This is a genomic window from Actinomycetota bacterium, assembly GCA_030019255.1.
Lineage (GTDB): Bacteria > Actinomycetota > Geothermincolia > Geothermincolales > RBG-13-55-18 > Solincola_A.
The window spans coordinates 77,634-87,016 of the sequence record JASEFK010000010.1; the positions used below are offsets into that span (position 1 = coordinate 77,634).

General features: G+C 64.7%; 10 protein-coding genes. 4 read left to right on the forward strand and 6 right to left on the reverse strand.

What is annotated here, in order from left to right; translation table 11 throughout:
- Positions 1-32 precede the first annotated feature (32 nt).
- Positions 33-1,067, forward strand: a complete 1,035-nt coding sequence (locus QME84_09630) for a thiamine pyrophosphate-dependent dehydrogenase E1 component subunit alpha (protein MDI6874523.1) — start codon at positions 33-35, stop codon at positions 1,065-1,067.
- On the forward strand, positions 1,060-2,088 hold the full coding sequence (locus QME84_09635) for a transketolase C-terminal domain-containing protein (GenBank protein ID MDI6874524.1): 1,029 nt from the start codon (positions 1,060-1,062) through the stop codon (positions 2,086-2,088). The genes QME84_09630 and QME84_09635 overlap by 8 nt, the downstream gene beginning before the upstream one ends.
- 125 nt (positions 2,089-2,213) lie before the next feature.
- On the opposite strand, the gene QME84_09640 is transcribed toward QME84_09635, so the two are convergent.
- The 4 genes from QME84_09640 to QME84_09655 form a co-directional block, all read right to left on the reverse strand.
- Complete coding sequence (locus QME84_09640) at positions 2,214-3,287, reverse strand: ABC transporter permease (protein ID MDI6874525.1); 1,074 nt, start codon at positions 3,285-3,287, stop codon at positions 2,214-2,216.
- A complete protein-coding gene (locus QME84_09645) occupies positions 3,284-4,522 on the reverse strand; it encodes an ABC transporter permease (GenBank protein MDI6874526.1) in 1,239 nt (412 codons plus the stop codon). The genes QME84_09640 and QME84_09645 overlap by 4 nt, the downstream gene beginning before the upstream one ends.
- 72 nt (positions 4,523-4,594) lie before the next feature.
- Positions 4,595-5,458, reverse strand: a complete 864-nt coding sequence (locus QME84_09650; protein ID MDI6874527.1) for an ABC transporter ATP-binding protein — start codon at positions 5,456-5,458, stop codon at positions 4,595-4,597.
- Entirely contained in the window at positions 5,422-6,180 is a 759-nt protein-coding gene (locus tag QME84_09655) for a TetR/AcrR family transcriptional regulator (protein MDI6874528.1), read from the reverse strand. Before QME84_09655 ends, QME84_09650 begins: the two co-directional genes overlap by 37 nt.
- A gap of 338 nt (positions 6,181-6,518) precedes the next feature.
- On the opposite strand from QME84_09655, the gene udp reads away from it, so the two are divergent.
- Positions 6,519-7,337 carry a uridine phosphorylase gene (gene udp, locus QME84_09660; GenBank protein MDI6874529.1) on the forward strand — a complete coding sequence of 273 codons (819 nt, stop codon included), beginning with the start codon at positions 6,519-6,521 and terminating at the stop codon, positions 7,335-7,337.
- Between the two features lie 80 nt (positions 7,338-7,417).
- A complete protein-coding gene (locus tag QME84_09665) occupies positions 7,418-8,512 on the forward strand; it encodes a 4Fe-4S binding protein (GenBank protein MDI6874530.1) in 1,095 nt (364 codons plus the stop codon).
- Between the two features lie 159 nt (positions 8,513-8,671).
- Here the strand turns inward: QME84_09665 and QME84_09670 are convergent, their stop codons facing one another.
- Together QME84_09670 and QME84_09675 are read right to left on the reverse strand one after the other, a co-directional pair.
- The gene (locus QME84_09670) at positions 8,672-9,013 is read right to left on the reverse strand and encodes a DUF86 domain-containing protein (protein MDI6874531.1); all 342 of its coding nucleotides are present in this window, start codon (positions 9,011-9,013) and stop codon (positions 8,672-8,674) included.
- Positions 9,010-9,303 carry a nucleotidyltransferase family protein gene (locus tag QME84_09675; protein MDI6874532.1) on the reverse strand — a complete coding sequence of 98 codons (294 nt, stop codon included), beginning with the start codon at positions 9,301-9,303 and terminating at the stop codon, positions 9,010-9,012. Before QME84_09675 ends, QME84_09670 begins: the two co-directional genes overlap by 4 nt.
- Between the last annotated feature and the right edge of the window lie 80 nt (positions 9,304-9,383).

Genomic DNA, 9,383 nt, shown 5'->3' on the forward strand with positions numbered 1-9,383 from the left:
GAGGCGCCCTTCGAAACGCAGGGAGGTGGAAGATGGGACCGGACCTGGAGGACCTATACCGCCGCATGGTACGCATGAGGCGCTTCGAGGAGAGCCTGGCGCGCCTCTGGGAACGCGGCCTCATCTCCGGGGAGATGCACCTGGGGATGGGGGAGGAGGCGGTGGTGGCCGGGGTCCTGGCCCACCTGGAGGAAGGGGACGCCATGGCCCTGGACCACCGCTCCACGCCTCCCCTGGTGGGAAGGGGGGTGAGCATGGAATCCCTCTTCCTGGAGATGCTGGGGGACCCGGAGGGGTTGTGCGGGGGCCGCGGGGGACACATGCACCTCTTCTCCCGGGAGCACCTGGCTGCCTCCTCGGGGATAGTGGGATCCTCCGCCCCGCTGGGATGCGGGTTCGCCCTGGCCGCCCGGCTGCTCGACCCCGGCAAGGTGGCGGTGGCCTTCTTCGGGGAAGGGGCGGCCAACCAGGGGATGCTCCTGGAGAGCCTCAACCTGGCCGCGGCCTGGAGGCTCCCCGTGGTCTTCGTGTGCAAGGACAATCGCTGGGCCATAACCACCCGTTCCCGTTCCGTCACCGGGGGGGACCTGGCGCGCCGGGCGCGTTCCTTCGGCATGCCCGCCCTTCGCGTCGACGGGACCCGGGTGGAGAGGGTCTGGGCGGCGGCGGGGAAGGCGGTCTCCCGGGCCAGGTCGGGACGCGGCCCGAGCTTCATCCTGGCCTCCTGCCCCCGCATGGAGGGTCACTTCCTGGGCGATCCCATGTTGCGGGTGTTCCGTGACCCGGTGCGCCAGACCCTGGAGATAGGGCCTCCGCTGGCACGGGCTCTCCTCTCCAGGCCCCTGGCTGCCGTCCCCGCCCGCATGCTTCACCTGGGATTTATTGGCAAAGCGCTGACCATCCTGGGAATCGAAAAATACGTCCTGGAAAAAGACCCCCTGCGGCGCGCCGCGGCGCTGCTTTCAGAGGAACAGCGGCTGCGCATCGAGGAGGAGATCGGCCGCGAGGTGGAGGAGGCGGAAAAATCCGCCCTGGCCGTGGTGGAAGGGAGGGAGTCCCATGGCTGAGATGACCTTCGCCCGGGCCATCGACTACGCGCTGGGAGAAGCCATGGCCGCCGACGAACGGGTGATCACCCTGGGGGAGGACGTGGCCATGCTGCGGCGGGAGCTCCTGGTGCGCTTCGGTCCCTCCCGGGTTCTCCAGGCCCCAATAAGCGAGGCCGCCTTCCTGGCCGCCGGGGTGGGGGCGGCCATGGCCGGGCTGCGCCCGGTGGTGGAGATCATGATGGTGGACTTCATCGCCGTGGCCTTCGACGCCCTCCTGAATCAGGCCACCAAGATCCGCGCCTTCTCGGGCGACAAGTGGAGGGTGCCCCTGGTGGTGCGCGCGGCCTGCGGGGGCGGCTACGGTGACGCCGGCCAGCACGAGCAGTGCCTCTGGGGGCTGCTCTCCGGGATGCCCGGCATAGCCGTGGTGGTCCCCTCAAACCCCGCCGACGCTGCCGGGCTCATGCTCTCGGCCATCCAGTGCGACGATCCGGTGGTCTTCCTGGAGCACAAGCTCCTTTCCGACTACTGGCTGGACTACCTGGGGAAGGGCGGCAGGGAGACGGTGAGCTTCGACGTCCCCGCGGCCGGGGCCCGGGGGGAGGTGCCCACGCCACCCGTGCCGGTGCCCATCGGCAAGGCGAGAAGGGTGAGGGAGGGCAGCGACCTGACCATGCTCGGCCTGGGCATGAGCCTCCACCGCTGCCTGGAAGCCGCCACGAAACTGGAAAATGATGGAATCAGCGCCGAGGTGGTTGACCTGCGCAGCGCCTGTCCCCTAGACCGGGAGCTCATCCTTGCCTCGGCCTCGCGCACCGGCCGGGTCCTGGTGGCGGATGAGGACTACGTGGGGTACGGGCTCAGCGGCGAGGTCGCTGCCCTCCTGGCCGAGGCCGGCGTCAAGGCCGATTTCGCCCGGGTCTGCGTCGAGGAGGTGGTCCCCTATGCCCGGCACCTGGAGGAGGAGGTCCTTCCCAACGTACGCCGTATAAGGGAAGCCGCCATGCGCCTCTGCGGACGCCTCAACCCCAACGCCTGACGGCCCGGGCGACGCAGGCGACCAGGAAGCCGTGGGCGCGGCGGCTCACGGGGTGCAGGAGGTCGAAGGCGCAGGTGGCCAGCGTTACCGGGACCACGCCCTTGTTACGGCGGAAATGCGGAAGGTCAACCCGCCAGGGAGAGAAGTCCCTTGCGGCCGGCTTTGCCGAAGCGGGCCACGAAGACCGCCAAGGGGACGAGGAAGAGGATGGTGAAGCCGAGGAGGGCCAGGACCTGCCACCCGATCTCCCTCCAGCTTTCACCGTAGATGGCCGCCCGGAAGATGGGGTTGGCGATGTAATAGGTGGGGAAGAGGCGGGCGATCCACTGCGGCCAGCTGGGGAAGATGACGAAGAGCACCGGCCCGATGATGAAGATGTTTATGGATTTCATGTAGGCCACCATGGAGGTCTGGTCCCGCGAGGCCAACCCCATGAGCAGCCCCCACTCCACGGCCAACACCGAGCCCAGGAAGAATACGCTGAGGATGAGGGAGGGATTGGGGATGCCCACGGTGAGGAGAAGGAGCACGATCCCCATGCCCAGGGAGATGACCATCCCCGTTAGGCCGAAGGCGATGAGTATCTCGGCCAGGGTCACCGGGGTGGCCAGGAGCGACTCCAGGGTCTTCCTCTCTTTCTCGGTGACCAGGAAGCTGGCGGGAAGGAAGTAGGCCCCCGCCACGATGACGATGATGATGATGAAGGGCAGGAACATCTCCATGACCGAGAGCGGCCTCTCCTCCCCCAGCCGCACCGTCTCCAAGCTGATACTGGGTACCCCCGGTGATAGCCCGCGCAGGGCATCCACGACCGCGGCCAGGACGATGGAGCGGTTCTTGGCCAGGCTTTCCCCATTGACAAATACTTCCAGGGAGACCTCCTCTCCCGCCTCCAGCCGCAGCAGGTCATCCCGGTCGATGATCACCCCCACGTCCACCTTCTTCTCCTCCACCAGCCGGCGCAGCTCGGCGTCGGACTCAGCGAGGGTGAGACGCACCCCCGCGTTCTCCTCGAGGATGGCGGCCACCTGTGGCGTCCCCTCCTCGTAGAGCGCGAGCCTGGGCTCGTCCTTCCCCAGGTTGAAGATGAACTGGAAGATGGCCGCGTAGATGAAGGGAGCCAGGAGGGCGAAGATGAGGTAGGGATTTCTTGGGTTGAGGCTCTTCCTCGCCAGGGCCAGGATGCGCCGCGCGCTCATGTCAACCTCCTCCTGAGAATGTACCACCCCAGCCAGAAGAAGAACGGGGAGAAGAGGCACAGGATGAGGACGGCGGGCAGGTAATCGGAGAGTCCCTTCCCGTAATTGAGTATCCCGTCCAGGGGTTCCACCAGGTACCAGGTGGGGATGGCCTTGAGCAGCGGGGAAGTGAACCCGGGGTAGAGGAGGACGAAGGCCGGGAGGATGAGCAGCAGGAAGGGGACCATGGAGATCATGGCCATGGACATGAAATCCCGGCTCACCGCCCCCAGGATGAAGGAGACCCCCACCACCAGTCCCGCCCCCAGGACCAGGAAGACCAGGATGGCCGGCCAGGTGGAGGCGGTCAGGGCCCGCAGGAGCACGGCCAGGAGAAGCCCCTCGGCGAAGGCGATGACCATGCCGCTCAGGGCCTTGGCGGCGATGAACTCCCCGTGGCTCACCGGGGTGACCAGGACGGCCTGGGCGGTGCGGTGCTGTATCTCCTCCACCAGGAGGTTCCCCAGTGCGTAGAGTTCCAGGAGGAAGACGAAGGCTAAAAGCAGCACCCGCAGCTTGTCCCGGAGCGGGACCTGGCGACCGGCCATGTCCGGGCCCACCATGACCGTGCGGAAGTCCACCGGGAGGCGGTAACCGAGGAGGGAATAGGCGATCTCCCTGGCCAGCGCTTCCCCGGCCTCCGCTGTCTCCTCGGGGGCGCGGGAGGTGATGTAGAGCTCTAGGCGCGGGGGCTGGGCGCCTAAATCCAGGAAGAGGCCGGCGCCGACCTCCTCCCTCTCCACCAGTCCCCGGAGGTCCTCCAAATTATCCGTTTCTACCACTTCCACGCCCTTTTCAATCCCCGCGGTTTCCTTTTCCAGGGTCGTTACCTCCAGGCCTGTCGGGTTGTAAGCGCCACTCATCTCCTCCATCGCGGTCACCGTGTTCGCGGGGGAGGCGATCACGGGTGAAGCCGGAGGGGTACAGGTTTTCGTGGTCCCCATGCCCGCGGGAGAAGCGAGAATGCTTTTCCCGGTTCCCGTCTCGGAAGTATCGGCTCCCGCTTCCGCCGCCGGCCGTTCACCGCCCTGCAGGTAAAGCCCCAGCCTGAAGGTCTCCTCCACCTGCCGGGGCATGAGGTTGTAGAGCAGGGCGTAGAGGAGGATGAGCAGCAGGGAAATCACGGCCATGAAGCGGTTGCGGAAGACCTGGCCCAGGTCCTTGCGGATGATGGCGGTTATCCTCTTCCCCTTCATTCCAGCTTTCCCGACCTTGTGGCCAAAATCCATAATTTACCATGTACCGCGTTTTAATGGCGATCCTCGCCTTCATTCCAGCTTCTTCCCGGTGAGCATGATGAAGATGTCCTCCAGGGTGGCCTCCTCGGTATGCATGTCCAGGACCCGGTAGTCGCGGAGTATCTCCTGGATGCGCCGCCCCGAACCCTCGTCCTCCAGGGGGATCTCCTCCTCCCTCAGCTCCTCGCCGTCCCGGTACCGAACCTTGAGGACCCGCTTCCCGTACTCGTGCTTGAGGTTGTCCGGGGTGTCCAGGGCGGCAATCCTCCCCTCGTTGATGAAGGCCACCCGGTCGGAGAGCTTGTCCGCCTCCACCATGTCGTGGGTGGTGAGGAAGACGGTGACGCCCCTTTCCTTCTCCTCCAGGATGACCTCCCGGATGGCCTCCGAGGATACCGGGTCCAGCCCGTCGGTGGGTTCGTCCAGGAAGAGAACCAGGGGATCGTTGACCAGCGCCCGGGCCACCATGAGCCTCTGCTTCATGCCCTTGGAGTAGTTGGACACCTGGTCCTTGCGGTCCGCCGGGAGGCCCACCCTCTGCAGCAGGCCCGCCACGTCCAGGTCGCGCACACCGAAGAGGGAGGCGAAGAACTTGAGGTTGGCCGCGGCGGACATGTCCTCGTAAAGCGACTTTTCCTCGAAGCACACCCCTATGCGGGCCTGGACCGCGGCGCGCTCCTTCACGATGTCCCGGCCCAGGATGGTTATCCTTCCGTCCTGGGGAACCAGGAGGCCCACCAGCATCTTCAGGGTGGTGGTCTTCCCCGCCCCATTGGGGCCCAGGAAGCCGAGGATCTCCCCCTTCCTCGCCTGGAAGGAGATGTGGTCCACGGCCGGCCAGCCGTCGTAGGAGTAGGTTATGTTCTCGGCCGAGATGCGGATCTCGTCTTCCATGCCTTATCGCCCTCCTCGCGTTGTTTCCCCTTCATGCCCACCGCCCTCTCCACCAGGCGCCGATCCAGTATGTAGACGGAGCCTTCCTCCGTCCCCAGCATCCTCTCCATGGCCTTGATGTAGAGCTCCGCACGGCGGACCAATCTCTCCACCGCTTCCGCGTCCCCCTCCCGCGCGGCCCGCAGGTAGTCCTCGACCTGGAGCTCGGACATGGCGGCGAAAAAGCGGAGGACGATCTCCGCCATGTCCCCGGGGGCGCCGGTGCGGAAGACGCCTTCTTCCTCGCCCTCGGCCAGTATCTCCGCCAGGATGGGGGTCAGCCTCTCCACCGTGCGGCGGTTCATCTTGTCCCGGATGATGGCGTTCTGCGGCCGGTAGACCACCTCCGCCACCTCCCGGATGATCTCCAGGTTGTCCATCTTCCAGAGGGCGATGCCTTCGAGAAAGCGGCGCATCTTCTCCAGGGGGCTGATGCCCCCCTCGCGGGTCACGCCCTCCACCCGGGCGGCGATGCGCTCGATGACCGCTTCCACCACCGCGTCCAGGAGGTCCTCCTTGCTGGCGAAGTAATAGTAGAAGGTGCCCTTGGAAATTCCTACCATGGCGAGGATGGCCTCCAGCGGGGTGGCGTCGTATCCCGCGCTGGAAAACAGCTTCCAGGCGGCCTCGATGATCTCCCCCCTCGTGTCCTCCCGGGCCTCTTCCTTCCTGGGCCTGGCCATGGGTTCCCGCCTCGCTATAAATATACCGACCGTCGGTATATATATTAGCTCGAGGACCGATGAGGGTCAACTCGTTCCCCTTCCCGCCAGGCCTACGCGTGGACGTTTTCACCGGAGGCGCTCTCCCCTCTTTCCAGGCTCCGTGGCACACTCCTCCAGGAGGAAAGGGACCGGACCGGCGCGAAGGTGATGAAAAGAGGTCCTGGACGAGGAACGGGCCCGGTCAGGGTTTCAATCCTCGCCCTCAAGGGGAATGCTCTTTTCTGCCCGCAAGAGCGCCGATGCCGCCGGGCGGCCGACGGAAAGACAAGGCGCCGGTAAGAGGAGGTGTGAAGAGCATGGAAAGCAGAAGGAAAGCCGTGCCGTCCGGGGAGAGCCCCCGGGGCGGGCCGACCTCCGTTTACCACCTTTCCCTGCGTATGAGGGAGATGCGGGGCGCGAGGTTCGCGCTCCTCCCGGGAGACCCGGCACGCGTGGAGGTCATCGCCGGCACCCCTCCCCTGGAGGGAGGGCGCGAGCTGGCCTGGAAGCGGGAGTTCCGCACCTGGCTGGCCTACCTCCAGGAGGTGCCCGTGATAATCACTTCCACGGGTATAGGCGGGCCGTCCACGGCCATCGCCGTGGAGGAGCTGGCCCGACTGGGGGTGGAGACCTTCATCCGCGTGGGGACCACGGGGGCCATCCAGCCGCACGTCAGGGTGGGAGAGGTGGTCATCACCACGGGGGCGGTGCGCCTGGACGGGGCCTCCGCTCACTACGCTCCACCGGAGTACCCGGCGGTGGCCGATTACCAATTGGTGGAAGCGCTGGTATCTGCTGCCAGAGAGCTGGGTATCCTCCATCACGTAGGCGTGACCTGCTCCTCGGACACCTTCTATCCCGGGCAGGAGCGGCCCGATTCCTTCCGGGGCTACATTCCGCGACGCTTTCGCGGCATGACGGAGGAGTGGCGGCGGATGAACGTCCTCAACTACGAGATGGAGGCAGCCACCCTGCTCACCATGTGCGGGGTACTTGGGCTGAGAGGGGGCTGCGTCACGGGGGTGATCGACCGCCACGGGGAGGGAGGACGCATAACCAAGGCGGGGTTGAAAAAGGGCGAGGGCAACGCCGTCGCGGTGGCGGTCCGGGCGCTGGAACTGCTGGTCGGAGGATGACGGTGATCCCTACCCATCCCGCTGGAGGGCACAGCCACTATAATGAACCCATGATGTGAGCGACGAGGAGGGAGGTGCCCATGTCCGAGGAGAAGGTGTGGAGCCGGGCCGCGAACAGGATGGTGGCCGCCGGGCAGGTCCCGCTGCCGGTCACCGAAACCCTCATCGAGCTGTTGCAGACCATCCTGGACGAGGAGGAAGCCAGGTTCATCCAGGTCTTCGATCGGCCCTCGCTGAACCTGGAGGAGATAAGGGAGCGCTGCGACCTGGGCGAGGAGTCCCTCCAGGCCATGCTGGACGGACTGCTGCACAAGGGGGCCCTCATGGTCACCCGCAGCCGGAGCTCGGGCGTGGACGTCTACCACCTCATGCCTCCCCTCCCCGGGCTCTTCGAGCTGACCATGGTGCGGGGAGGGACGGGAGAGAAGGAGAAGAAACTCGCGGTCCTCTTCGAGAAGCTCTTCGAGGAGCTGGCGGGACTCGTCCAGTCCAACTACGAGCCGGCCATGGAGGCGCTCAAGGCCGTCCCGCCCATCACCCGCGTGGTGCCCGTGGAATGCGAGGTGGATGTGAGGCAGGACACAGTCATGCCCTACGAGGACGCCATGAGGATCGTGGACAAGTTCGACACCTTCGCCGTCAGCTACTGCTACTGCCGCCACCACAAGGACCTCCTCGGCAAGCCCTGCCGGGTGACCGACGAGAAGGTGAACTGCCTGACCTTCGGGAGGTCGGCCAGGTTCATGATCGATTACGGGTTCGGGAAGGAGATCACGGCCGAGGAGGCCAAGCGGATACTCCGGGAATGCGAGGAAGCGGGGCTGGTGCACAAGTTCTTCCACGAGAAGAGCGATCCGCGCCGGGACGAGTTCGCCATCTGCAACTGCTGCAAGTGCTGCTGCGGGACCTTCGACCTTTACTACCGGGGGGCGGCGCCCATGGCGACCTACGCCTCCCACCGGGCGGTGGTGGACGAGGACCTGTGCAACGGCTGCGAGGTATGCGTGGAGAAGTGCCCCATGGAGGCCATCGCCCTCGACGGGGATGCGGCCCGGGTAGAGGGAGGGAAGTGCATCGGCTGCGGGGTGTGTGCCTATCACTGCCCGAGCGAGGCCATCACCCTGGAGCGCACCGGGATGCGCAGCGTCTTCGTCCCCCCGCCGCGTAGGGGTTAAGGGAAAAGGATTGGCGGAGAGGGTGGGATTCGAACCCACGGAGCCCCGCGAAGGGCTCAACGGTTTTCGAGAGTCACGTAATCTCTAAACGCTATGGCGGTGCTCAGTCGGTCGCTGATGAATCGGCCGGCTAATCCTGAAGGGCGGTTTCCTAGCCCTTTAGTAACGTTCCTCTCTGAGTTTCTCTAACTGTGCCTTCAGTTCCTTTATGTCCTGGCTAGCCACCCTCCAGGTAAGCTTGAGGTCGACGCCAAAGTATTCGTGGACGATTATGTCCCGCATTCCAGCCATCTCTTTCCAGGGTATATCGGGGTTCTTTTCCTTGAAGTCCTGCGGGAGTTTCTTCGCGGCTTCACCGATTATCTCGATCCTTCGAATAACCGCGTCCTGAAGTTGAATCGATGCCATGAAATCATCAAAGGTCTTGCCGCGAAGGTACTCCTCGACGAGTTCGATGCATCCCAGGATGTGGCCTATGAATACCTGAGGATCCTTTTTCACAGAATAACCTTCTGCTCGCTCAATATCCTGTCCTTGAGAAGAGGATGCAGAGATTCGTAGGTGAGCACATCCACGCTCCTTCCCAGAACCTCCTCCAGCTCTATCTTCAGGGAAGCCAGGTCCAGCAGGCTCTTCTCTCCACTCAATTCGATGAGGATGTCAACGTCGCTCTTCTCATCGCTTTCTTCCCTTGCGATTGAGCCAAAAATCGAGGCCTTGATCACATCGTGTTTATGGAGTACGGGTAAAATCTTCGCCTTTATCTCTTCTAAGGTCATCCTCTTACCCATCTCTTACTTCCCGATCAGTTTCGGCAGGTAGCGTCAAGGATTTTGTGTCAGCCACCTAGCCTTCCTCCTCCCATCCCAGG